We start from the raw sequence: 24,112 nt of genomic DNA, 5'->3' as shown, positions 1-24,112 counted from the left end.
CAATTTTATGAAATAATTATAATAAATAGAAAAAAAGAGTGTATTTTTTATAAATATTTATTATAATGATAAAGCATTTTAAGATAAGGGAGAGGTTTAAATAATGATTCAATTTTTCAAAAAAAATATCGAATCTAATAAAAAACTAAGAACATTTGAAATAATTGTTTTATGTTTACTTGTTTTTACTTCAATTGGTTCAGTTTTTTATGGTTTGATGCAAATTCATAAAGACGTAGGAGATCTGCAATATGTTCAATCTGTCACGATGGATAGAGATAAAGATGAAGAAGATTATGATTCGGATAACAAAGTTTGTGATGTCATTTATCGAAAAGGTGATCAAAAACTTGTGGTATCTTATGATTATGAAGATTATGTTAAATTAAATAAAAATTCAATCAAAGCATATGAATTCAAAACAGAAAATGGACAAAATCTTTATTTTGATCATAAAGATGTAAGTCATCAAGAAGCAAGTCATACTTATAAAGAAATGATGGCAGAAGAAACATTATCTGTTTTCAATTTAGCGAGTGCAACATTTATTTTAATGTTATCTGTTGCGCTTATGATGTTATTCTCTAAACAATTTACAACATATGAAAAATCATGGTTTATCTCAATTATGGTGTTAGCTACGATTTTATCTGTGTTATTCCCAGAAGATAGTGCCAATGGTGTAAACGGTATTATCATTATGATTCTTTATTTATTAGATACATTCTTAAATATTTTATGTGAACTACTGATATCTAAACAATCAAGGTATAATTTCTTGGTTTCTGTCTTGGTAGAAATTGTAGAAATTGTTTCTTCTGTTGTTTTAATGTATCGTTTTGCAACAATGGCAACAACTTTATTTTTCTGGTTACCTATTGACATTATTAGTTATATTAACTGGTCTAAACATCGCGATGATGAAGAAGATGAACTTACAATGGTAAGAAAATTAAAAGGATATCAAGAAGTTTTAGTTATTATTGGTATTATTGTTTGGACGGTTGTTGTAGGTTATTTTATTAGTGGTTTAGATATCGCTACTGATTTTTATAACAATAAAACATTAGAAACAGCTATTATTTATATTGACGCTTGTGCATCAGCAGTTGGAATCGCCAACGGTCTCTTTATTTTCTTTAGATTAAGAGAACAATGGATTGCTTGGTATATATGTGCATTTTTAGAAGCAGTTATTAACATAATGTCAGGACAATATGTTTTACTTGCTTTAAAACTGGGTTATTTTACAAATACAACTTATGGATATATTAAATGGAGTAGATATATCAAAGAACACCAAAATAAAGAAAAAGTATCTTTATTTTAAAAAATAATTTAAAATAAAATATTTTCAAAGCACGAGGAGTTTTTCAGGAGTACTTGAGAATATTGATTTAAACTGCTACAATAGGACGTGTAAAAAATTATTAATAGGAGAGATAGTATATGGCAATTAGTGCAGGAGATTTTAGAACAGGATTAACTTTAATTATTGATGGTGATCCTTGCCAAGTGTTGGATTTCCAACATGTTAAACCTGGTAAAGGAGCAGCTATTTTAAAAACTAAAATGAGAAACTTGAAAACAGGAGCTATTCAAGAAAAGAACTTCAATGCTTCAACTAAATTTGATCAAGCTAATATTTCTAAAAAAGCAGCTCAATTTTCTTATGAAGCAGACAATACCTTCTACTTCATGGATATGGAAACATATGATACATATGAATTATCTGAAGAACAAGTTGGTTATAATAAATACTTTATTGTCGAAGGAACTGAAGTTTATTTAGTATTCTTTGAAGGATTATTATTAAACGTTTCTGTTTCTGAAAAAGTAGAATTAACTATTGTAGAAACAGATCCAGCTATCAAAGGGGCACCATCTAACCAAACAAAAGACGCTAAAACTGAAACAGGTTTAACTCTTAGAGTTCCTCAATTTATTGAACAAGGTGAAAAAATCGTTGTTTTTTCAGCTGATGGAAAATACGCAGGAAGAGCTTAATAAAGCTCTTTTTTATCATGGGTAAAGTTGTATTAATTACAGGTGGTGCCAAAGGTATTGGTAGAGCCATTGCTTTAGAGTTAGCGAAGAATCAATATGATATTGTTATTAATTATTTAACGTCAAATCAAGAAGCAGAATGTTTAAAAGAACATATTATTCAACAATATTATGTACGTTGTTTGGCTTTAAAAGCAGATGTTTCTAAAGAAGATCAAGTTGAAAAAATGATTCAAGAAATTGATGAACGATTAGGTGGTGTTGATATTTTAATCAATAATGCAGGAATTGATTTATCTAATTTGTTTCATTTAAAAACGGCAGATGAATTTAGAAAGACTTTAGATGTTAATGTTGTAGGGGCTTATAATTGTAGTAGAAGTGTTTCAGCACATATGCTTAAACAAGACTATGGACGTATTATCAATATTTCCTCGACAAATGGGATGAATACATATTATCCTATGTGTATTGATTATGATGCTTCTAAAGCGGCGCTTATTTCTTTAACACACAATTTGGCGTTTGAGTTTGGACCCTATATTCATGTAAATTGTATTGCACCAGGATTTATTGGTACAGAAAATGAACTTGATGGCTATGATGAAGAATTTTTAAAAGAAGAACAAGAAAAAATTATGGTTAAACGCTATGGCAAACCTGAAGAAGTGGCTTATTTAGTGAAGTTTTTGATTAGTGATGAAGCTGATTTTATAAATAATTCGATTATTCGAATTGATGGCGGACAAATAGGGAGTATGTAAAAAAGACTCAACTGTTGAATCAGCAATTGAGTCTTCTTTTTATTTGTTTTTCATTTGTGTTAAAGCAAGTAAGATGGAAAGTTTCCCATATTCAATTGATAAACCACCTTGCATATATAAAGTATAAGGTTCTTTTACAGGGGCATCCGCGCTTAATTCAATAGTACTTCCTTGAGTAAAACTTCCACTAGCCATAACTTCATCAAAAGGATAACCAGGCATTGGGGCAGGAAGAACACGTACAAAGGAATCAATTGGACTTGATGATTGAATTCCTTGAGTGAAATTCACTAATTTTTCCTTACTATGTAAATCTAATGTTTGGATAAGGTCTGTTCTTTTTTCGTTATAACATGGTGATACATGTTCATATCCTAATTTTTCTAACATGTATGAAGTAAAAATAGCTGTTTTTAAAGCATTTTTTACAGCATTAGGAGCCATGAACATACCTTTAAAGAAAGCATTGTTAAGATTAAAGTTCGCGCCTAAGTCTTTACCAATACCAGGGGCAGTAAGTCTTTGTGCGACTTCGTAAACTAAATCTTTTTTACCGGCAACATAACCACCTGTTGGAGCAATTCCACCGCCTAAGTTTTTCATTAATGATCCTACAACAATATCAGCGCCAATATCTCCAGGTTCTTTTGTTTCTACAAGTTCACCATAACAGTTATCAACCATAATGATGACTTCTTGATTAACTTCTCTAATTTTATGAATAATTGATTCTATTTTATCGATTGTAAGTGATAAACGTTGACTATATCCACGAGAACGTTGAATTTCAACAAGTTTTACATTTTTTTGTTGGAGTCTTTCAACAATACTTTCTTCATCAAATTCATTATCAATTAAATCGATTTGTTCGTAATTTACACCATAGGCTTTTAATGATTGATTTGAATCACCACTTATACCAATCATTTCTTGTAAAGAATCATAAGGTTCACCACTTATAGAAATCATGGTATCACCATGTTTTAATAAAGCAGAAAGAGTTAAATATAATGCATTTGTTCCTGACATGATTTGAGGTCTTACTAAAGCATCTTCACATCCTAAAATAGAGGCGAAAATTCTTTCTAGTTTATCTCTTCCTTCATCATAGTTACCATAACCATTAATATCGGTAAAATCACTATAAGAAACTTGATTTTCTATAAAAGCAGATAAAACTTTATTTGAATTAACAAGGCAAAGTTCATCTACTTGGGCATAAATGTCTTTTAAATCATTATCTGATTGTTTAGCTAAAGCTAATAAATCTTGGTCTATTTTTTCTAATATCATTTTTACATCTCCTTTAATCTTGATATATTATACAATAAATATTTTTTTTGTGTATCTTTATCGACAAACTTCTTAGAAAGTAAATCCTAGTAGATTGTATTATTTTATTGTTTTATGATATAATTTTGAATTGAATTGAGGTGTATAAGATGAAACCAAGGGTTTTAGTTGTTGATGATGAACAAGATATTAGAGAATTGCTTAAATTTTATTTAAATAAAGAAGGCTATGAAGTGATTGAAGCGGCCAATGGTGAAGAAGCATTGACCATTTTTGAAAATGAATATATTGATTTAGGAATTATCGATGTCATGATGCCTAAAATGGATGGCTTTGAACTTGTTGAAAGTATGAAAGAATTTAAAGATGTTCCTTGTATTATGCTTACTGCCAAGGGGGAAAGCAAGGATAAGTTACGTGGCTTTTCTTCAGGGGTTGATGACTATGTTGTTAAACCTTTTGATCCTAATGAATTAATGGCTAGAGTTAAAGCAATTATGAAAAGATATGATATTAATACATCGCATATTGTACGTTTAAATGAAGTTGAATTGGATGGGGATAAATATGAAATCAGATATAAAGATGAATGTATTCATTTGCCACTAAAACAATTTGAATTATTATTTGAACTTGCTAAACATCCCAACCAAATTTTTTCAAGGGAACAGTTGATTGAAAAGATTTGGGGTATGGATTACGATGGGTTTGATCGTACAGTAGATGTCCATATTAAAAGAATTAGAGAAAATATCGGGCATTTACCAGGTTTTAATGTTGTAACAGTCAGAGGATTAGGATACAAAGTTGAGGTAGAGTAGATGAAATCTATTTATTCAAAATTGATTTTTGGCTTTTTTATTACAATCGTAGCTTCCTTTTCAGTAGCAGGTTTTGTATCTTTAAGATTAAATGACCAACAAATTGAATCCACAGTAGAAGAAGATTTGATTACAACAAATGATTATGTTTCTAAAGTGATTTCAAATATTAATATTGAAAATAGGGATGATATTATTGACTTATATGCAAAAAGTAGTGAAATGGCCATAACATGTTATTCAAACAGTGAAGGCTATGTTGCTTATGGAAACAAAAAATATAATCCAACACCTGAACAGATGATGGCAATGTTTAAAAGTACAAACAATGAGCTTTCCTTTAAGCATCATAATGAGGTGTTAGCGTATGGTACAAAGAATATGATCAATGGGCAAGAGTATTATATCTATGTTCAAAAAGATACCAGTGGTCAAAAAAGTGCAATTGCTAATTCAGCAATTTTGATTTTGGGGTGTGTTTTTTTAACAGGAAGTATTGTCTTTTTAGTAATTGCCGATATTATTGTTAAACCTTTAACACGTTTAACAAATGCAATCAAAGAACTGAGCAATGGGAATTATAATGTTCGTGTTGATAATGTTGGACAAGATGAAATTTCTAAATTAAATCAAGGATTTAATCAAATGGCGAGGCAACTTGCAAAACAAGATGAAACAAGGCAAAAGTTTATTTCAGATATTTCTCATGAATTTCAAACACCATTGACGTCTATTCAAGGATTTGCCAATATTTTAAAAGAAGAAGACTTGCCAAAAGAACAAAGAGTAAAATATGCGAATATTATTTTATATAATAGTAAAAGATTATCTTCTCTAGCAAAAAATATGTTACAATTGACCTTGCTTGATAGAGAAGAGATTGAATTAGAGTTAACAAATTATTCATTAGTTGAACAAATGAATCGAGTTATTTCTACTCAAGAAAATCAAGCAATGGAAAAAAATATAGAAATTGTCTTTGAGATGCCTAAAAAAGAAATATTTATAGAAGGAGACGAACAACGTTTAGAACAAGTTTGGACCAATATTATTTCAAATGCTATAAAGTATACAAATGAAGGTGGACTCATTACAATTACGATGAAAAAAAATTCTAAAGATATAGAAGTGTCTATAGAAGACACGGGTATTGGAATGTCTAAAGAAGTCGTTTCTCATATTTTTGAAAGATTTTATAGAGAAGATAAAGCAAGAAACGTTGAAGGAAATGGACTCGGCTTGGCAATTGTAAAATCTATTGTTGATTTACATCATGGGAAGATAGATATTTTATCTCAAGTAGATGTGGGTACAAATTTTATTGTAAGACTGCCAATTGAAAAACAAAAATTAATTGAAAGATTGAAAAGGTAAGGGGATTAGTATGTTAGAATTAAAAGAAAAGATTTTAAGTGATGGAGAAATTATTGAACCAGATATTTTAAAAGTAGATAGTTTTATTAATCATCAAATTGATCCAAAAACTTATAGATCAATTGCTAAAGAAATTAAAAGAAGATTTGCGGGGGAAAAAATCGATAAGATTTTAACAATTGAAGCATCAGGAATTGCACTGGGATTAGCACTTAGCTATGAATTAAATGATATTCCTGTTGTTTTTGCTAAAAAAGGAACATCTAAAACAGTTAATGATGATTTATATACAAGTGAAGTATATTCATATACTAAAGGAACAAGATATATTGCTTGCGTTAAAAAGAAATATTTAAATGAAAATGAAAATGTGATACTTGTAGATGATTTCTTAGCTGATGGAAATGCAATGCTTGGATTAGTCGATATGTGTAATCAAGCAAAAGCACATATTGTTGGATGCGGTATTATTATTGAAAAAGGATTTCAAAAAGGACATCAAAAATTAGTTGATTTAGGTTATAGAGTAGAATCGCTTGCGATTATTGAATCGTTTGAAAATGGTAAAATAGTTTTCAAATAGGCTAGAAAGGAGCATCTATGTATTTAAAAAAAATAGAATTACATGGATTTAAATCATTTGCAGATAAAGTTAATATAGAATTTCAGCCGGGAATAACAGGAATTGTAGGGCCTAATGGATGTGGAAAATCTAATATTTCGGATGCAGTTAGATGGGTATTAGGTGAACAATCTGTAAAATCTTTACGTGGAAGTAATATGGCAGATGTTATTTTTGCTGGTTCTCAAGATCGCCGGGCACAAAATTTAGCTGAAGTTACTTTAATATTTGATAATAGTGATCGTATGCTCAATTATGACTATAATGAAGTTGAAATTACTAGACGTCTTTATCGACAAGGAAATGAGGCTGAATATCTTTTAAATCGGCAACAATGTCGTTTAAAAGATATTACAGATCTGCTTTTAGATACGGGACTTGGAAGAGATTCGCTTTCTATTATTTCTCAAGGAAATATTTCTAATTTTGCTGATAGTCGTCCTGAAGAAAGACGAGCTATTTTTGAAGAAGCTGCAGGAGTTTCTAAATATAAAAAAAGAAAAATTGAGGCTATTAGAAAATTAGAGAGAACAACGGATAATTTAAATCGTATAAAAGATATTGTTTATGAATTAGAAAAACAAATAGCACCATTAAAAAAACAAAAAGAAAAAGCAGAAGTATTTTTAACGTTGAAGGAAAAACTTACTTCAATTGAAGTAAATGTACTTGTTCATGAAGTTTCGGAATTAAAACATCAACTAGATACGCTATCTTTACAATTAAAAGACCTTAATGAACGACACAGTTCATTAGATGCAGAAATTTTTTTGAAAGAAAGTGCTGATGATGAGATAAAAAAGAAAATGTTTGTTTTAGATAATGAAATAAATTCTCTACAAAGTCAATTATTAGAATCGATGTCTGAAGTTTCAAGACTAGAAACAAGTAAAATAGAGGTTGATCAAAAAAGAAAACATGCTTTACAGTCTCAAAACAGTGATGATATAAAGAAGAAATTAGATAACTTAAAAGCTATTTTGACGGATTTGATTGAAGAATATAATGACCGTGTTGAACGATTAAAAACAACAGAAAAATCCCTTGAAGATTTATCTCAAGAACAAACGGTTTTAACATCCAAAATCAATCATAAACATCAATCTATTAATGATCTTAATCAAGAAATTACGAAAAATAAAAATAGACAAGAAATATTAGTGGATTTAGTAGAAAATAAATCCAATTATCATCATGGTGTCAAGGCTATTATGGAACTTGCTCATGATAATCCGGATATTATTGGTGTTTTTGGAGATTTACTAGAAAATGATTCGAAGTATGATTTAGCGGTTTCTGTTGCTTTAGGAAGTGCTTTGCAATTTATTGTTACGAAAGATAATTTACAAGCTAGATTAGCAATTAAGTTTTTAAAAGATAATAAGGCAGGACGTGCTACTTTTTTACCTTTAGCGGATATGGAACCACGTTCTTTAAGAGAAGAACATGCTATTTTATGTCCAGCTTTAGAAGGTTATTTAGGTGTATTAAGTGATTTTGTTTCAAGTTCTAAAAATATAGATAATGTTATTTTGAATCAATTGGGAAATGTTATTTTAGCTGATGATATTGATCATGCTTATGAAATATCAAAGGCAACATATGCTCGATATAAAGTTGTTACTTTGGATGGAAATATTGTCAATGTTGGTGGTTCACTTACAGGTGGAACAGTTAATCGTCAACAATCATCCATTCTTCAAAAAAGAGAACTAGAAAAAGTTAAAGAAAAATTAGATGAATTAGAACAAAAACTTGTACGTGAAAAGAATGAATTACTTAAACTTGAAAACGATGCTAAAGAATTGGCACATACACTTCTACAAAAACAAATGTCATATGCTAAGTTAGAAGTTGTTGTTCAAGGAAAAAAGGAAGAACTTGTAGTTGCTAAAGGTGAATATGAAAGTTTATCGCATCAAAGCGTTGAATTGGATGAGTTTAAAAGTGGTAAAATTGATAATCAACTTGTTTTACAATTAAATGAAGCCATCAAGCATCGAGATGAATTAACAGAAAAAATAAAATCAAAAAGAGAATTAAGAATGTCCTATGTTAATGAAAATGAGCAATTAGAATCAAAATTGAAAGATTTAAGAAGGATGCTTAAAGACATTCAAGGACAAATTAATGAAAAAGCTATTTTATCTACTAAATATGAAGGATCATTAAATAATTATTTAAGTCGATTATCTAATGAATATTCCATGACTTATGAGTATGCAAGTGAAAATTATCATGATGAAGTAGATATTGAATTTGCTAGAGGAGAGGTTGCTACACTTAGAAATGAAATAGTAGCACTTGGTCATGTTAATATTGATGCTATCGAAGAATATAAAGAAGTTTCATCGCGTTACGAAAATATGAATAGTCAACGACTTGACTTAATACAAGCTCAGGATAAAATAGTACAGGCAATTGATGAAATGGATCAAATTATGATTGAGAAATTTTCAACAACATTTGAAAAGATCAATAAAGAATTTAATAATGTTTTTAGAGAATTATTTGGTGGGGGAAGAGCACAAATCAAATATACTGATCCAGATAATATTTTAGAAACGGGAATTGATATAGATGTACAACCACCAGGAAAAGCTGTGTCGAATATTACATTATTTTCTGGTGGAGAAAAAGCGTTGATTGCAATTTCATGTTTATTTGCTATTTTAAAAGTAAGACCTGTGCCAATGTGTATCTTAGATGAAGTTGAAGCAGCATTGGATATGGCTAATGTTGAAAGATTTGCAAAATTCTTAAGAGAATTTTCTAAACAAACACAATTTATTGTAGTAACACATCGTGAGGGAACGATGGAAGAATGTGATTTGTTATATGGTGCGACGATGCAACAAAAAGGTGTTACAAAACTTGTAAGTGTCAAACTTGAAGAAGCAATAGATTTTTCTAATGAAAATCGTAAGGGAGGTATTTAGATGGGATTTTTTACACAAATAAAAGAAAAATTAGTTGGAAAGTCAACTAAGCAAAATGAAAAATATGTTGTTGGTTTAGATAAATCTTCTGAAACATTTTCAGATCGTATTAATGAATTAGCTGCCCGATTTAGAGAAATCAATGATGAGTATTTTGAAGAATTAGAAAATATTTTAATTATGGCTGATGTTGGTGTTTCGATGGTCATGAAGATTGTATCTGAAATTAAAACAGAAGTAAGAATCAGAAATATAACTGATCCAAGAGAAATTAATGATATTATTGTTGATAAAATGTTCGTTATTTATGCTAATGAAAGTGTTATGTCAACTAAAATCAATTACTCAGCAGAAGGGTTAACTGTTATTTTAATGGTTGGTGTCAATGGTGCTGGAAAAACAACAACGATTGGGAAACTTGCTCATCGTATTGTTCATGATGAAGGTAAAAAAGTCGTTGTTGCTGCGGGTGATACATTTAGAGCAGGAGCAATTGATCAATTGGCAGTTTGGGCAGAAAGAGTTGGTGTGGATATCGTTAAAGGAAAAGAAGGAGGAGATCCTTCGGCCGTTGTTTTTGATGCTTTAAATAAAGCTAAAGAAACAGGAGCGGATGTTTTAATTTGTGATACAGCAGGTCGTTTACAAAATAAAGTGAATTTAATGAATGAATTGGAAAAAATGAATCGTATTATTAAGCGTGTTGTTCCTGAAGGACCACATGAAACACTTCTTGTTGTAGATGCAACAACAGGACAAAATGGTGTTTCACAAGCTATTGAATTTTCTAAGATTACTGATATTACAGGGATTGTTCTTACAAAAATGGATGGTACTGCTAAAGGTGGAATTGTTTTATCTATTAAAGATCAACTAAATATTCCTGTAAAATTTATTGGGTTAGGTGAACAAGTTGATGATTTACAAGAATTTGACTTAGAACAATATATTTATGGATTATGTAAGGGGTTAGTTGAGGAAGCATAATGGAAAATAGTTTAGAAAAAAAGCAAAGAGTAAATCTTTTGATGGATTTATATGAAGATTTATTAACTGAAAAACAAAGAGAGTATTTAGACTTGTATTATCATGAGGATTTGTCTTTGTCAGAGATATCTTTGATTAAAAATGTTTCTAAAAATGCAGTTTTTGACAATTTAAAAAAAGCTTGTTTACATTTAGAAAATTATGAAGAAAAATTAAATTTATTAGAAAAACATCAAAAAAGACTTGAAATTATAGATGATTTAGAAAAAGATATAAAAGAAGAACATAAAAATATTGATGAACATTTACAAATGTTAAGAGATTTATAGGAGGTATATATGGCGTTTGATTCGTTATCTGAAAGATTGCAGTCAACTTTAAAAAAGGTATCTGGACAAGGTCAGTTGACTGAAAGTAATATGGAAGAGATGTTGACAGAAATTCGACTTGCTTTACTTGAAGCTGATGTCAACTATCAAGTTGTAAAAGAGTTTATTGCATCAACAAAAGAAAAAGCAATTGGTGCAGATGTCGTAGGTTCATTAAAACCTGGACAAGTTTTAGTTAAAATTGTACATGATGAATTAGTACATTTATTAGGTGATGAGGTTTCAGAAGTTGATTTTAGTAAAAAACCAACAGTTATTATGATGGTAGGGTTACAAGGTTCTGGGAAAACAACAACTTCTGGGAAAATTGCTAAATTAATTAAGACAAAATATGCTAAAAAACCATTATTGGTTGCAGGAGATATTTATCGTCCAGCAGCCGTTGATCAATTGGTAACATTAGGAAAGCAATTAGATGTGCCTGTTTATGAAAAAGGAACATCTGAAAGTGCGGAAAATATTGTTAAAGGTGCTATGAATTATGCAGCTTTAAATAATAATGATGTTATTATTATTGATACGGCAGGACGTTTGCACATTGACGAACCTTTAATGCAAGAACTAGCAAATGTTAAAGAAATTGCAAAACCTGATGAAATTTTACTTGTTGTAGATTCATTGACAGGTCAAGATATTGTCAATGTAGCTGCTTCATTTAATGAAAAATTAAGTATTACAGGAGCTGTGCTTACTAAATTAGATGGTGATTCTCGTGGTGGGGGAGCACTTTCTATTAGACATATTACGAATGTTCCAATTAAATTTATTGGTACAGGTGAAAAATTAGATGCTATTGATTTATTCTACCCAGATCGTATGGCAGATCGTATCTTAGGAATGGGTGATGTGGTCTCTTTAGTTGAAAAAGTTCAAGATGTCTATGATGAAAAAGAAACAATGAAAGCTATGAAAAAAATGCAATCTGGACGTTTTGGATTGGATGATATGCTTGATCAAATGCATCAATTAAAGAAGTTAGGTCCACTTTCAGGAATTTTGAAAATGATTCCTGGTATGCCATCTATGCCTAATTTAAACGATGAAACAACAGATAAGAGAATGAAAGAAACAGAGTCTATTATTTATTCTATGACTTTAGAAGAACGTCGTGATCCAAGTATTATTACATTATCTAGAAAACAACGTATTGCTAAAGGATGTGGTAAAGATTTAGCAGCTATTAATAGATTATTAAAACAATTTGAACAATCTAAACAAATGATGAAACAAATGTCAAATATGGATATGGCAACAGGACTTCCAAAAATGGGAGGAGGTCACTTTGTAGGTGGTCCAAATCGTAAAAAAGTACGTCATAAAAAGAAAAAGAAAAAATAATGAAAGGTGTCAAGTAAAAATGCTTGACACCTGTTTCTATCTATGTTAAATTATACAAGCAATAAGAAAACAAGGAGGAAATATAAATGGCAGTAAAATTAAGAATGACAAGAATGGGTGCTAAAAAAAGACCTTTCTATAGAATCGTAGCAGCTGATTCAAGATCACCAAGAGATGGTAGATTTATTGAATTATTAGGTACATATAATCCATGTACTAATCCAGCTCAAGTTAACTTAAAAGAAGAAGAAATCTTAAAATGGTTAAACAATGGTGCTCAACCATCTGATACAGTTAGAAACTTATTATCTAAACAAGGTATCATGAAAAAATTTGCTGATTCAAAACAAGGTAAATAATTATGGATTATGTAAAAACACTAAAAGATATAGCGATTGAATTAGTTGAGGATAAAGAACATTTAGAAGTAAGACAAATGCCTTCTTTAGATGAGAATGTTGTTGTTTTACATGTTTATTCAGCAAAAAATGACATTGCAAAATTAATCGGTCGTAAAGGTGTTATGGCTAATTCTATTCGTCAATTAATGTCTGTTGCAGGACGTCTTTCTGATAAAAAATTAGATATTAAATTCGAATCATATGAATAGATGTGTAAAACACATCTATTTTTTTTGGAGGTTGTATGGAAAAATTAAAAATTGGAAAAATTGTTGGAACGCATGCACTTAAAGGAGAACTTAAAATACGTTCTTTTAGTGATTTCAATGATCAAAGATTTGTTGTGGGACATAAGCTTTACTTAAATGAAATTGTAGACCCTTTTATTATTAAAACTGTAAGAGTTCATAAAGGAAATTATTTAATCAGTTTTGAGGGATTACAAGATATTAATCTAGTAGAAAAATATATTGGTTATAATGTTTATGGTTTAAAAGAAGATGTTGAATTAGATGATGATGAATATTTTTACGATGATTTAATTGGTTGTCAGATCATTAATAATGATCAAGAAATTGGAAAAGTAGAATCTGTTTATTTTAATGGTGCACATGATGTTTTAACTGTACAAACAGCAAATAAAAAGATTGCTATTCCATATGTTGATGCATTTATTGAAAATGAAGATATTGAAAATAAAAAAATATTTGTTCATTTGATTAAGGGAATGTATGATGAAGATTGATATTTTATCACTATTTCCAGAAATGTTTGAAGGTTTTTTAAATACCTCAATTATCAAAAGAGCTATAGATAAAGAAGTTGTTGATATTAAGATTCATAATTTTAGAGAATTCACTCAAGATAAGCATAAACATGTAGATGATTATCCTTATGGAGGAGGACAGGGAATGGTGTTGATGTGTCAACCAATCATTGATTGCTTAAAAACATTAACAACGGATGATTCACTTGTTATTTTAATGTCTCCTCAAGGGATTACTTTAAAGCATCAAGTAGCACAAAAGCTTTCATTAGAAAAGCATCTTATTATTATTTGTGGGCATTATGAAGGATTTGATGAAAGAATTCGTGATTATGTTGATTTAGAATTGTCTATTGGTGATTATGTACTAACTGGTGGTGAACTAGGAAGTATGGTTACTTGTGATGCGGTAATAAGATTACTTGAAGGAGCTATTCGTCAAGAAAGCCATGAAGATGATTCATTTGCAGATGGATTATTAGAATACCCACAATATACAAGACCAATAGAATATGATGGAAATAGAGTGCCTGACGTATTGGTCTCTGGTCATCATGAAAATATTCGTAAATGGAGAAAATACCAATCTCTAAAGAAAACCTATTTAAAGAGACCAGATTTATTAGAAAATTATGAATTTGATGAAGAATCGGCAAATATGTTGACAAAAATTAAAAAAAAGAGTTGATATTTTTTTGAACGATGTTATAATAGCATAGGTCAATGTGACTGCATATGTTCCGCTGGTTAATCGAATGAACATACAAGACTATAAATGAAAAGGAGAAGAAAGATGAATTTAACATTAGTAGAACAAATTACTAAAAAACAATTAAAATCTGATATCCCTGTTTTCAAAGCTGGAGACACTTTAAAAGTTTATGTAAAAATTAAAGAAGGTAATAAATACCGTATCCAATTATTTGAAGGGGTTTGTATCGCAAGACAAGGTAAAGGAATTGCTGAAACTTTCACAGTTAGAAAAATTTCTTACCAAGTTGGTGTAGAAAGAACTTTCCCAGTTCATTCACCAATCATCGATAGAATCGAAGTTGCTAAAGTTGGTAAAGTACGTAGAGCTAAATTAAATTACTTGCGTGGTTTATCTGGTAAAGCTGCTAGAATCAAAGAAATTAGAAAATAAGAAATGGGTAACCATTTCTTTTTTTCTACCATTAATTGTTGTATAATAGAACAGGTCTATAAGATAAAGATAGGTGATGTCTATGAAATATAGTAAAAAAACAATGATGGCAATATTAGAATTTATTGTTGTTTGTTTAGCAATTGTTTTTGTTTTTAAAGGCATAATTATGCCGATCAAAGTTGATGGTTCTTCAATGTATCCAACATTACATGACGGAGATCTTGCCTTTATGTCTCGGCTTGATTTGAATTCAAAACAAATTAAAAGATTTGATATTGTCACATTAGACTGTAAACAATTAGACAATGTAATTATTAAAAGGGTTATAGGGTTACCTGGAGAAAAAATTGTTTACAAAAATGATTGTTTGTATGTTAATGGAAAGTATATTAAAGAAAATTATCTTAATAAATCACATATAAAAGATGTAAAGAGTCGATATAATATTTCTTATTTTACTGATGATTTTGAAATTTCAGTTGGTGAAAATGAAATTTTCGTTTTAGGTGATAATAGAGTAAATTCACTTGATTCAAGAGAATTAGGGTGTTTTAAAATTGAAAATGTTTTATCAAAAAAAGGAATTATACTATTTCCTTTTAATCATATGAAAGGAATGAACTAATATGGCACAAATACAATGGTTTCCTGGCCATATGGCTAAGGCAAAAAGAGAAATCGCTGATAAAATAAAATTAATAGATATTGTTGTTGAATTGGTGGATGCTAGAGCTCCATATTCAAGTAAAAATCCATTATTTAATAGTGTTGTTAATAATAAGCCAAGGTTAATTGTAATGACAAAAGAAGATTTAGCAGATGATAAACTAACACAAAAATGGATAGATTTTTACAAAAGTAAAGGTTATTATGCTATGAGTGTTAATCTTAAGCAATTTAATGAATATAAAAAGATCATACAAGTTTGCAAAGAAATTTTGAAAGATAAAATGGCACGAGAAGCAAAGAAGGGATTGAAACCTCGTGCAATGCGAGCAATGGTTTTAGGTATTCCTAATGTTGGAAAATCTACTTTCATCAATCGCTTAGCAAAAAGAAAAGCAACTGTTACGGGGAATAAACCAGGTGTAACGAAAGCTCAACAAATTATTAAGGTAGATAAAGATTTTGAATTATTTGATACACCGGGTGTTTTATGGCCTAAATTCGAAAGTGAGGATATTGCTAGAAATATTGCTCTTATTGGCTCTATTAAACAGCAAATATTACCAAGGGAAGATTTATTTATTTATGCAGTTGAATATTTAGTTAAAAATTACCCTGGAACTTTGGAAAATCGTTATCAAATAGCTGTTGATTTACAAAGTGATTGGGTTGAAAAATGTTATGATGATATCGCATTTAATAAAAAAATAAAACCAGTAAGAGGGATTACTGATTATGAGCGTGTCATGGATATGTTTTTTACTGATTTATTTGATGGTGTTATTACAAAAATAACATGGGAGCTTCCAAATGAGTAATTTATTAGAATATGAAAATAGATATTATGATTTAGGTTATGATTATATTATTGGTCTTGATGAAGCTGGAAGAGGACCAATGGCTGGCGAATTAGTTGTTGCAGGAGTCATTTTTCCTAAAGGATTTTATGATGAACGTATTTTTGATTCAAAACAATTAACAGCAAAAAAAAGAGAAGCGATGTATCAAATAATTATAGAAAATGCATTAGCCTATCACATTGAAGTTATTTCTGTTGAAGATGTTGATCAATTAAATGTATATAGCGCAAGTCAAAAAGGAATGGAAAAATGTTGTCAAATTTTAAAGAGAGAAAAAATGTTTGCTTTAACAGATGCGATGCCTTTACACGATATTGAACATTTATCTATTATTAAAGGAGATACCCTTTCTATATCTATTGCAGCAGCAAGTATATTAGCTAAGGTAACAAGAGATCATTTGATGATAGATTATGCAAAAAAATATCCACAATATGGTTTTGAAAAACATAAGGGCTATGTAACCAAGGCACATAAAGAGGCACTTAGAAAATATGGTCCATGCCCTATTCATAGGAAATCTTTTAAACCAGTACAAGAAGTAATGAAAGAACAAATATCTTTAAATTTAGATATTTAGTTCTTTTTTTATAAAAAAAAGAAGAAAAAACAAATTTAAATGTCTATATAAATAGTGAGGTGATAAATATGGAAGAAATCTTACTATTTTTTGCTTTGAAATATCAAGGTGATTTTCAAAGTATTTTAAAAGCATTGCAAGCAAAAGAGAAAGTTTCTCAAGAAGAAAGGAGGGAAGCAGTTGCTAAAGTAAATTCAAAATATACAACGATTATTTCAAGTGATTATCCAGATGCTTTAAAAGAAATATCTTGTCCACCATTTGTATTGTTTTATCATGGAAATTTGAATATTTTAAATGGTAAATGCATAGGTGTTATTGGTAAACGTGTTCCTAGTGAATATGGATCAAATATTACGGATAAAATTGTATGTGATTTAGTAAAAAATGAATATACGATTGTAAGTGGTATGGCATTAGGAATTGATACTCTCGCTCATAGAAGTGCATTAAAAAACAAAGGGAAAACAGTTGCAGTATTGGGAAGTGGAATTAATTATTGTTATCCAAAAAGAAATCAAGATTTATATGCTCAATTAAAAAGTAATCATCTTATTATTAGTGAAAAACCAGGTGATTATGTACCACAGGCTAAGGATTTTCCAAGTAGGAATCGGTTAATTGCTGGCTTAAGTGAATCTGTAGTTGTTACAGAAGCTGAAAAACGTTCAGGAACAATGATTACTGTAGGATATGCATTAGATCAAGGAAAAGATATCTATTGTATTCCATCAAGAATTGGGGATCCAATGGGGTGTAATTTATTGATTCAACAAGGGGCCAAGTTAGTATTGACTGTAAATGATATTATTGAAGATTAATGAAATGGAGTTGACAAAGTGAAAAAAAACAATAATAATAGTTTTTGCGATAAGGGGGTTATATTATGTATGATAAATTAGTCATTGTGGAATCTCCTTCTAAATCAAAAACAATAGAAAATTATTTAGGGAAGGAATATCATGTGACTTCTTCTAAAGGGCATATTAGAGATTTATCAACATCTGGTAAAGAAGGGCTAGGGATTGATCAAGAAGATCATTATAAGCCAAAATATGTTATTTCTAAGGATAAAAAAGATGTCGTTAAGGAATTGAAAGCAGCTGTTAAAGAGGCGAAAACAGTTTACCTTGCTACCGACCCTGACCGTGAAGGGGAAGCAATTTCATGGCATTTAGCAGATGTTTTAGGTTTAGATATGGATGATGATAATCGTATTGTTTTCAATGAGGTAACAAAAGATGCAGTTGTTGATGCATTGAATCATCCTCGTAAAATTGATCAAAATCTTGTAAAATCTCAAGAAACAAGAAGAGTATTGGATAGAATTATTGGATTTAAATTATCTAAATTATTACAAAGAAAAATTAAATCTAAATCAGCTGGTCGAGTTCAATCGGTTGCTTTGAGATTAATTGTTGAAAAAGAACGTGAAATCGAAGCCTTTGTTCCAGAAGAATACTGGAAAATCAAAGCACAATTTGAAAAAGATGAAATTGAATTTACAGGTGAACTTAATAAAAAAGGAACAAAGAAGTTAAAAATTTCAAATGAACAAGAAGCTTTAGAAATCTTTAATGCACTTTCTAAAGAATTTGTTATTGATAGTGTAAAAAAATCAAGTAAGAAAAGAGAATCAAAACCACCATTTATTACTTCAACATTACAACAAGAAGCGTCTTCTAAATTAGGATTTAAAGCAAGAAAGACAATGATGATTGCTCAAAAGCTATATGAAGGAATTGCTTTAGAAGATGAAACAGTAGGACTTATTACTTATATGCGTACAGATTCGACTAGATTGTCAGATTTATTTGTAGAAAGTGCTACAGAATATATTAAAGAAAAATATGGTCAAAATTATGTTGGAAAAGTAAAAGTAAGTAAAAAGAAAGAAAATGTACAAGATGCTCACGAAGGAATTCGTCCAACAAGTGCAATGCGTACACCTGAGTCTGTTAAAGAGTATTTAAGTGCGGATGAATTTAAATTGTATTCTTTAATTTATGCCAGAGCATTGGCGTCATTAATGGCACCATCTCGTTTTGATGCAACAAGTGTAGTATTAGAAAATAATAACTATTATTTTAACGCAAGTGGTTCAGTATTAAAATTTGATGGTTATTTACGTTTATATAGCCCATATGAAAAACAAAAAGATGAAATTTTACCTGAATTAATTGAACAAGAAATTTTAGAAAGTCAAAATATTGAAAAAACACAACATTTTACAAAACCACCTGCTCGTTATAGTGAAGCAAAACTAATTAAAGAAATGGAAGAACTTGGAATTGGTAGACCAAGTACTTATGCGATGATTATTGATACGATTCAAACTAGAGGGTATGTGGAACTTGTTGATAAAACATTTAAACCTACTGAAAGTGGAATTTTAACAAGTGATCGACTAACACAATTTTTTAATGATATTATTAATGTCGAATATACTGCACAAATGGAAAAAGAACTAGATGATATTGCAGAAGGACAAGATGATTATTTTGATGCTATAGATACATTTATTAAAAAATTCCAACCTTTATTGGATGAAGCAAATGAAAAAATGGAAGTCATTTCACCTAAAAAAACAGGAGAGAAATGTCCTGAATGTGGACATGATCTTGTTGAAAGACATGGGCGTTATGGTAAATTTATAGCTTGTGAAAATTATCCTGAATGTAAATACATCAAAAAGGAAAAAGTTGAACCTGAATTTACAGGAGAAAACTGTCCTAAGTGTGGAAGCCCAATGGTTTTTAAAACCGGAAGATATGGTAAATTTGAAGCATGTTCAAATTATCCACAATGTAAATATATTAAGAATTCTAAAAAGAAAGCAGAACCTGTTATGACAGATGAAGTTTGTCCTAACTGTGGTTCTCCAGTGGTTATTAAAAAGGGACGTTGGGGAGAATTTAAGGCTTGTTCAAATTATCCAAAATGTAAAACAATTATTAAGTAGAACATTTGTTCTACTTTTTTAAAAAGGAGAAAATATGGAAAGTGAAAAAATAGTCAATGTAATTGGAGCTGGTCTTGCTGGAGTTGAGGCGGCTTATCAATTAGCAAAAAATAATATTAAAGTAAAGTTATATGAAATGAGACCTATTAAAATGACACCGGCACATCATACATCATCATTTGCTGAACTTGTTTGTTCTAATTCGTTAAGAGGAGATAATTTCAATAATGCCGTAGGTGTATTAAAAAATGAAATGGAAAAACTAGATAGTGTTATTATTCGATTTGCTAGAAAAAATAGTGTTCCTGCTGGTGGAGCACTTGCAGTGGATCGTGAAAAGTTTTCTGCGGATGTTACTGAGTTTATAACAAATCATCCAAATATCGAAGTGATTCATGAAGAAGTTACAGAAATTTCCCAAGCACCAACAATTATTGCAAGTGGGCCTTTAACAAGTGATGCTTTGTCTACGAAAATCAAAGAATTATTAGGAGAAGAGTATTTTTATTTTTTTGATGCTGCGGCTCCAATTGTTGAAAAAGATAGTATTGATTTTAATATTGCTTATTATAAATCAAGATATGACAAAGGAGAAAATGAATATATAAATTGTCCAATGAATGAGGAGCAATTTACTGTATTTTATGATGAATTAATGAAAGCAGAGGTTGTCAAACCAAAAGATTTTGAAGAAAAATTTTTTGAGGGATGTATGCCTTTTGAGGAAATGGCAAGAAGAGGAAAACAAACTTTATTGTTTGGACCTATGAAACCGGTTGGGTTAACAAAACCTGATGGCACAAAACCATATGCAGTCGTACAGTTAAGACAAGATAACGTACAAGCTAGTTTATATAATATTGTTGGTTTTCAAACACATCTTACATGGCCTGAACAAAGAAGAATTATTCATTTAATTCCGGGATTAGAAAATGCAACATTTGTAAGATACGGTGTCATGCATCGAAATTCGTTTATTTGTTCTCCAAAATTTTTAAATCAAGATTACAGTTTAAAAAATCATTCTGGAATTTATTTTGCTGGACAAATGACAGGAGTTGAAGGATATGTTGAATCAGCTCAAAGTGGAATCGTTGCCGGAATGAACATGGTTCGTTATTTAAATAAACAAAAACCTGTTATTTTTCCACAGGAAACAATCATGGGGGCACTTGCATATTATATTACGCATTGTGATGAAAGTAATTTCCAACCAATGAAAGCTAATTTTGGAATTCTACCAGATTTACCTGTACGCGTTAAAAAGAAACTAAGAAAAGAAGCTTATGCTAACAGAGCAATAGAAGTAATGGATCAATTTATCAATGAGTTATAATCAAGATAAAGAAGAATTTATAAAATATCTTCAATTTCAAAAACATTACTCAATCAATACAGTTGAATCTTATCAACGAAGTTTAAATGAATTTATTGATTTTTTAAAAAGTGAAAGTATTTCTCACTTTAACGATGTCAAGTATACAAATATAAGAGGATATTTAACTTATTTAAATGAAAAAAAATTGTCAAAGAATTCAATTAATAATCGAATCAGTTGTTTAAGATCATTTTATAAATATCTAGTAAAAGAAGAATTGGCTGAAAATAATCCAATGATTCTTGTTGAAAATATTAAAACCACAAAGCGTAATCCTGATTTTTTGTTTCCTGAAGAAATGGTAGATTTATTGGATGGTATTGATACACAAGATGATTTAGGGATTCGTAATAAAGCGATGCTAGAAATCATGTATGCTTCTGGGTTAAGGTGTTCTGAAGTAGTAAATTTAACCTTGGATTGTATAGATTTTCACAATCGAGTTTTATTGATTCATGGTAAAGGGAACAAAGACCGTAATGTTCCTTTCCATGAATTTGCTAGTGAATGGTTATTAAAATATATAGAAGAAGTAAGGGGAAAACTTGTAAATTCAGAAGATCATCCATATGTTTTTGTTAATAAAAGAGGAGAACAACTGACCAATAGAGGAATACAGGATATTGTAAAGCGTATTGGTAGAGAATATGATGCAACCAAGAAAATACATCCACATACTTTCAGACACTCCTTTGCCACGCATTTATTGAATGCGGGAGCAGATATAAGAACTGTACAGGAATTATTGGGCCATGAAAACCTTTCGACAACACAAATTTATACTCATGTTACAAAAGAACATTTGAAAAATGTTTATTTAAAGGCACATCCTCGAAATAAAGCATAAAAAAGGGTTGTTTTGTTTTAAATCTTATGCTATTATGTTTCAGGTATTAAAAAATACACACATTATGAATTCATTTATCTAGTGCCTAATGGTGGTAAATGTTTGAAATAATGGAGGAAAAAAACGAAAAGGAGGAAATTACACATGTCAGTAATTTCAATGAAAAAATTATTAGAAGTAGGTGTTCATTTCGGACATCAAACAAAAAGATGGAATCCTAAAATGGCTCCATACATTTTTACATCAAGAAACGGAATTTACATTATTGATTTACAAAAATCATCTAAAAAAATCGATGAAGCTTATAAAGCAATGAATGAAATTGCCGAAAAAGGTGGAAAAGTTTTATTTGTAGGAACTAAAAAACAAGCTCAAGAAGCTGTTAAAGAAGAAGCAATCCGTTCTGGAAGTTTCTATGTTAACTCACGTTGGTTAGGTGGAACTTTAACTAACTTCAAAACAATCCAAAAAAGAATTAGAAGATTAGTTGAATTAGAAAAAATGGAAAAAGATGGTACTTTCGATTTATTGCCTAAAAAAGAAGTTATCTTACTAAAAAAAGAAGCTGCTAAGTTAGAAAAGAACTTAGGTGGTATTAAAGAAATGAGAAGATTACCAAGTGCTTTATTCGTTGTAGATCCTAAAGCTGAACACAACGCTGTTGCTGAAGCAAGAATCTTAGGAATCCCTGTATTTGGTATTGTTGATACTAACTGTGATCCTGATGAAGTTGATTATGTAATCCCAGCAAATGATGATGCTATTAGAGCTGTTAAATTAATTGTTGCTGCTATGGCAGATGCAATTTGTGAAGCTAAAAGTGAACCATTAACTGTTGCTTATGTTAAAGATGAAGATGAAAAAGAAGTTACTATGAATGATGCTGTATCTTCTGTAGAAAACAACAACAGAAGAGGGCCAAGAAATAAAGCTGGTAGACCAGCTCAAAGAAGAGAATCTAGACCAACTCAAGAATAATCTCAAGGCTGGAAATCATAAATATGTTGTGATGGGAAAGCAAAGCTTTCCCTTTTTAATAAAATAAAATTCATGGAGGAAAAGAAAATGGCAATTAGTGCAAAATTAGTAAAAGAATTACGTGAAAAAACTGGTGCTGGAATGATGGATTGTAAAAAAGCATTAGAAGCATGTGATGGTGACATCGAAGCATCATTCGACTGGTTAAGAGAAAAAGGAATCGCAAAATCTGCTAAAAAAGCTGATAGAATCGCTGCTGAAGGGTTATCTGCTTTCGCTATTAACGGAAATGTAGCTGCTATGGTTGAAGTTAACTCTGAAACTGACTTCGTAGCAAAAAATGCTGAATTCGTTGCATTAGTAAATAGTGTATGTGAAGCAGTTGCTGCAAATAACCCTGCTGATTTAGAAGCTGCAAAAGCAATTGAAGTTGATGGAAAAACTATTGAAACTACAATTGCAGAAGCATCTGGAAAAATTGGTGAAAAATTATCTTTAAGAAGAATTAAAACTTTCACTAAAAATGATGATGAAGTATTTGGTGCTTATTCACATATGGGTGGAAAAATGGTATCAATCGTTAAATTAGCTGACGGTGATGAAGAAAAAGCAAGAGACATTGCTATGCATGTTGCTGCTATCAATCCAAAATATATCTCACAAGATGAAATTCCACAAGTTGAAAAAGATAGAGAAGATGCAGTTCAAACTGAAATCATGGCTAATGATCCTAAATTAGCTAACAAACCTGAAAAAGTACTAGAAGGTATCAAACGTGGAAAATTAAATAAAGTATTCTCTGAATGGTGTTTATTAGATCAAGAATTCATTAAAACACCAAAAGAATCAGTTGCTAAATACTTAGGAAAAGCTAAAGTGTTAGAAATGGCTCGTTTCCAAGTTGGTGAAGGTATCGAAAAGAAAGAAGAAAACTTTGCTGAAGAAGTAGCTGCACAAATGAAACAATAATTTTTAAGGACACTACAAGTGTGT

The 24,112-nt window shown here is 30.1% G+C and carries 25 protein-coding genes; 24 read left to right on the top strand and 1 reads right to left on the bottom strand.

Going from position 1 to position 24,112, the window contains the following annotated elements:
• Window positions 1-103: 103 nt before the first annotated feature.
• From pnuC to C7U54_RS04710, 3 genes are all read left to right on the top strand, one after another.
• The gene (gene pnuC / locus C7U54_RS04720) at window positions 104-1,330 is read left to right on the top strand and encodes a nicotinamide riboside transporter PnuC (RefSeq protein ID WP_022001500.1); all 1,227 of its coding nucleotides are present in this window, start codon (window positions 104-106) and stop codon (window positions 1,328-1,330) included.
• A gap of 119 nt (window positions 1,331-1,449) precedes the next feature.
• Window positions 1,450-2,007: an elongation factor P gene (gene efp / locus C7U54_RS04715; protein WP_022001501.1), complete on the top strand. Its 558-nt coding sequence runs from the start codon at window positions 1,450-1,452 to the stop codon at window positions 2,005-2,007.
• A 17-nt stretch (window positions 2,008-2,024) separates the two neighbouring features.
• Complete coding sequence (locus C7U54_RS04710; protein WP_107029460.1) at window positions 2,025-2,771, top strand: SDR family NAD(P)-dependent oxidoreductase; 747 nt, start codon at window positions 2,025-2,027, stop codon at window positions 2,769-2,771.
• A 39-nt stretch (window positions 2,772-2,810) separates the two neighbouring features.
• Here the strand turns inward: C7U54_RS04710 and C7U54_RS04705 are convergent, their stop codons facing one another.
• The gene (locus C7U54_RS04705) at window positions 2,811-4,064 is read right to left on the bottom strand and encodes a methionine gamma-lyase family protein (protein ID WP_107029459.1); all 1,254 of its coding nucleotides are present in this window, start codon (window positions 4,062-4,064) and stop codon (window positions 2,811-2,813) included.
• A gap of 149 nt (window positions 4,065-4,213) precedes the next feature.
• On the opposite strand from C7U54_RS04705, the gene C7U54_RS04700 reads away from it, so the two are divergent.
• The 21 genes from C7U54_RS04700 (at window position 4,214) to tsf (ending at window position 24,088) form a co-directional block, all read left to right on the top strand.
• Window positions 4,214-4,885 (top strand): response regulator transcription factor, encoded by a 672-nt coding sequence (locus C7U54_RS04700; RefSeq protein ID WP_022001504.1) that lies wholly within the window; start codon window positions 4,214-4,216, stop codon window positions 4,883-4,885.
• Window positions 4,886-6,259 (top strand): HAMP domain-containing sensor histidine kinase, encoded by a 1,374-nt coding sequence (locus C7U54_RS04695; RefSeq protein WP_022001505.1) that lies wholly within the window; start codon window positions 4,886-4,888, stop codon window positions 6,257-6,259. It begins immediately after the preceding gene.
• A 10-nt stretch (window positions 6,260-6,269) separates the two neighbouring features.
• A complete protein-coding gene (locus tag C7U54_RS04690; protein ID WP_032090105.1) occupies window positions 6,270-6,842 on the top strand; it encodes a xanthine phosphoribosyltransferase in 573 nt (190 codons plus the stop codon).
• Between the two features lie 17 nt (window positions 6,843-6,859).
• Complete coding sequence (locus C7U54_RS04685) at window positions 6,860-9,820, top strand: chromosome segregation protein SMC (protein ID WP_107029458.1); 2,961 nt, start codon at window positions 6,860-6,862, stop codon at window positions 9,818-9,820.
• On the top strand, window positions 9,821-10,807 hold the full coding sequence (gene ftsY, locus C7U54_RS04680) for a signal recognition particle-docking protein FtsY (protein WP_022001508.1): 987 nt from the start codon (window positions 9,821-9,823) through the stop codon (window positions 10,805-10,807).
• On the top strand, window positions 10,807-11,136 hold the full coding sequence (ylxM, locus tag C7U54_RS04675; RefSeq protein ID WP_022001509.1) for a YlxM family DNA-binding protein: 330 nt from the start codon (window positions 10,807-10,809) through the stop codon (window positions 11,134-11,136). The genes ftsY and ylxM overlap by 1 nt, the downstream gene beginning before the upstream one ends.
• A 9-nt stretch (window positions 11,137-11,145) precedes the next feature.
• Complete coding sequence (gene ffh, locus C7U54_RS04670; protein WP_022001510.1) at window positions 11,146-12,534, top strand: signal recognition particle protein; 1,389 nt, start codon at window positions 11,146-11,148, stop codon at window positions 12,532-12,534.
• 86 nt (window positions 12,535-12,620) lie between these two features.
• A complete protein-coding gene (gene rpsP / locus C7U54_RS04665) occupies window positions 12,621-12,893 on the top strand; it encodes a 30S ribosomal protein S16 (protein ID WP_022001511.1) in 273 nt (90 codons plus the stop codon).
• 2 nt (window positions 12,894-12,895) lie between these two features.
• Window positions 12,896-13,144: a KH domain-containing protein gene (locus C7U54_RS04660; protein WP_022001512.1), complete on the top strand. Its 249-nt coding sequence runs from the start codon at window positions 12,896-12,898 to the stop codon at window positions 13,142-13,144.
• 35 nt (window positions 13,145-13,179) lie between these two features.
• On the top strand, window positions 13,180-13,680 hold the full coding sequence (gene rimM / locus C7U54_RS04655; protein ID WP_022001513.1) for a ribosome maturation factor RimM: 501 nt from the start codon (window positions 13,180-13,182) through the stop codon (window positions 13,678-13,680).
• A complete protein-coding gene (gene trmD / locus C7U54_RS04650; RefSeq protein WP_022001514.1) occupies window positions 13,670-14,389 on the top strand; it encodes a tRNA (guanosine(37)-N1)-methyltransferase TrmD in 720 nt (239 codons plus the stop codon). The genes rimM and trmD overlap by 11 nt, the downstream gene beginning before the upstream one ends.
• A 105-nt stretch (window positions 14,390-14,494) precedes the next feature.
• A complete protein-coding gene (gene rplS / locus C7U54_RS04645; RefSeq protein ID WP_022001515.1) occupies window positions 14,495-14,845 on the top strand; it encodes a 50S ribosomal protein L19 in 351 nt (116 codons plus the stop codon).
• An 82-nt stretch (window positions 14,846-14,927) separates the two neighbouring features.
• Window positions 14,928-15,473 (top strand): signal peptidase I, encoded by a 546-nt coding sequence (gene lepB / locus C7U54_RS04640; RefSeq protein WP_022001516.1) that lies wholly within the window; start codon window positions 14,928-14,930, stop codon window positions 15,471-15,473.
• Window position 15,474: 1 nt separating this feature from the next.
• Complete coding sequence (gene ylqF / locus C7U54_RS04635) at window positions 15,475-16,332, top strand: ribosome biogenesis GTPase YlqF (RefSeq protein WP_022001517.1); 858 nt, start codon at window positions 15,475-15,477, stop codon at window positions 16,330-16,332.
• Window positions 16,325-16,954 carry a ribonuclease HII gene (locus C7U54_RS04630; RefSeq protein WP_107029457.1) on the top strand — a complete coding sequence of 210 codons (630 nt, stop codon included), beginning with the start codon at window positions 16,325-16,327 and terminating at the stop codon, window positions 16,952-16,954. Before ylqF ends, C7U54_RS04630 begins: the two co-directional genes overlap by 8 nt.
• A 68-nt stretch (window positions 16,955-17,022) precedes the next feature.
• A complete protein-coding gene (dprA, locus tag C7U54_RS04625; protein WP_107029456.1) occupies window positions 17,023-17,775 on the top strand; it encodes a DNA-processing protein DprA in 753 nt (250 codons plus the stop codon).
• Window positions 17,776-17,840: 65 nt separating this feature from the next.
• Window positions 17,841-19,916, top strand: coding sequence for a type I DNA topoisomerase (gene topA, locus C7U54_RS04620; protein ID WP_022001520.1), 2,076 nt, complete (start codon window positions 17,841-17,843; stop codon window positions 19,914-19,916).
• Between the two features lie 34 nt (window positions 19,917-19,950).
• Window positions 19,951-21,252, top strand: a complete 1,302-nt coding sequence (gene trmFO, locus C7U54_RS04615; protein ID WP_022001521.1) for a methylenetetrahydrofolate--tRNA-(uracil(54)-C(5))-methyltransferase (FADH(2)-oxidizing) TrmFO — start codon at window positions 19,951-19,953, stop codon at window positions 21,250-21,252.
• Complete coding sequence (xerC, locus tag C7U54_RS04610; RefSeq protein WP_022001522.1) at window positions 21,242-22,141, top strand: tyrosine recombinase XerC; 900 nt, start codon at window positions 21,242-21,244, stop codon at window positions 22,139-22,141. Before trmFO ends, xerC begins: the two co-directional genes overlap by 11 nt.
• A 144-nt stretch (window positions 22,142-22,285) precedes the next feature.
• Entirely contained in the window at window positions 22,286-23,119 is an 834-nt protein-coding gene (gene rpsB, locus C7U54_RS04605; protein ID WP_022001523.1) for a 30S ribosomal protein S2, read from the top strand.
• Window positions 23,120-23,206: 87 nt separating this feature from the next.
• Complete coding sequence (tsf, locus tag C7U54_RS04600) at window positions 23,207-24,088, top strand: translation elongation factor Ts (protein ID WP_107029455.1); 882 nt, start codon at window positions 23,207-23,209, stop codon at window positions 24,086-24,088.
• The last annotated feature ends 24 nt before the right edge of the window (window positions 24,089-24,112 follow it).

Origin of the sequence: Faecalibacillus intestinalis, from assembly GCF_003024685.1 — a bacterium.
GTDB classification, from domain to species: Bacteria; Bacillota_I; Bacilli_A; order Erysipelotrichales; family Coprobacillaceae; genus Faecalibacillus; species Faecalibacillus intestinalis.
Note: the sequence above shows the minus strand (reverse complement) of the source record. Positions and strands in the feature narration are given on the sequence as shown.

Bases quoted from the DNA above. Each gene is read 5' to 3' on its own strand.
- pnuC (WP_022001500.1), top strand. From the start codon at position 104: ATGATTCAATTTTTCAAAAAAAATATCGAATCTAATAAAAAACTAAGA.
- efp (WP_022001501.1), top strand. From the start codon at position 1,450: ATGGCAATTAGTGCAGGAGATTTTAGAACAGGATTAACTTTAATTATT.
- C7U54_RS04710 (WP_107029460.1), top strand. From the start codon at position 2,025: ATGGGTAAAGTTGTATTAATTACAGGTGGTGCCAAAGGTATTGGTAGA.
- C7U54_RS04705 (WP_107029459.1), bottom strand. From the start codon at position 4,064: ATGATATTAGAAAAAATAGACCAAGATTTATTAGCTTTAGCTAAACAA.
- C7U54_RS04700 (WP_022001504.1), top strand. From the start codon at position 4,214: ATGAAACCAAGGGTTTTAGTTGTTGATGATGAACAAGATATTAGAGAA.
- C7U54_RS04695 (WP_022001505.1), top strand. From the start codon at position 4,886: ATGAAATCTATTTATTCAAAATTGATTTTTGGCTTTTTTATTACAATC.
- C7U54_RS04690 (WP_032090105.1), top strand. From the start codon at position 6,270: ATGTTAGAATTAAAAGAAAAGATTTTAAGTGATGGAGAAATTATTGAA.
- C7U54_RS04685 (WP_107029458.1), top strand. From the start codon at position 6,860: ATGTATTTAAAAAAAATAGAATTACATGGATTTAAATCATTTGCAGAT.
- ftsY (WP_022001508.1), top strand. From the start codon at position 9,821: ATGGGATTTTTTACACAAATAAAAGAAAAATTAGTTGGAAAGTCAACT.
- ylxM (WP_022001509.1), top strand. From the start codon at position 10,807: ATGGAAAATAGTTTAGAAAAAAAGCAAAGAGTAAATCTTTTGATGGAT.
- ffh (WP_022001510.1), top strand. From the start codon at position 11,146: ATGGCGTTTGATTCGTTATCTGAAAGATTGCAGTCAACTTTAAAAAAG.
- rpsP (WP_022001511.1), top strand. From the start codon at position 12,621: ATGGCAGTAAAATTAAGAATGACAAGAATGGGTGCTAAAAAAAGACCT.
- C7U54_RS04660 (WP_022001512.1), top strand. From the start codon at position 12,896: ATGGATTATGTAAAAACACTAAAAGATATAGCGATTGAATTAGTTGAG.
- rimM (WP_022001513.1), top strand. From the start codon at position 13,180: ATGGAAAAATTAAAAATTGGAAAAATTGTTGGAACGCATGCACTTAAA.
- trmD (WP_022001514.1), top strand. From the start codon at position 13,670: ATGAAGATTGATATTTTATCACTATTTCCAGAAATGTTTGAAGGTTTT.
- rplS (WP_022001515.1), top strand. From the start codon at position 14,495: ATGAATTTAACATTAGTAGAACAAATTACTAAAAAACAATTAAAATCT.
- lepB (WP_022001516.1), top strand. From the start codon at position 14,928: ATGAAATATAGTAAAAAAACAATGATGGCAATATTAGAATTTATTGTT.
- ylqF (WP_022001517.1), top strand. From the start codon at position 15,475: ATGGCACAAATACAATGGTTTCCTGGCCATATGGCTAAGGCAAAAAGA.
- C7U54_RS04630 (WP_107029457.1), top strand. From the start codon at position 16,325: ATGAGTAATTTATTAGAATATGAAAATAGATATTATGATTTAGGTTAT.
- dprA (WP_107029456.1), top strand. From the start codon at position 17,023: ATGGAAGAAATCTTACTATTTTTTGCTTTGAAATATCAAGGTGATTTT.
- topA (WP_022001520.1), top strand. From the start codon at position 17,841: ATGTATGATAAATTAGTCATTGTGGAATCTCCTTCTAAATCAAAAACA.
- trmFO (WP_022001521.1), top strand. From the start codon at position 19,951: ATGGAAAGTGAAAAAATAGTCAATGTAATTGGAGCTGGTCTTGCTGGA.
- xerC (WP_022001522.1), top strand. From the start codon at position 21,242: ATGAGTTATAATCAAGATAAAGAAGAATTTATAAAATATCTTCAATTT.
- rpsB (WP_022001523.1), top strand. From the start codon at position 22,286: ATGTCAGTAATTTCAATGAAAAAATTATTAGAAGTAGGTGTTCATTTC.
- tsf (WP_107029455.1), top strand. From the start codon at position 23,207: ATGGCAATTAGTGCAAAATTAGTAAAAGAATTACGTGAAAAAACTGGT.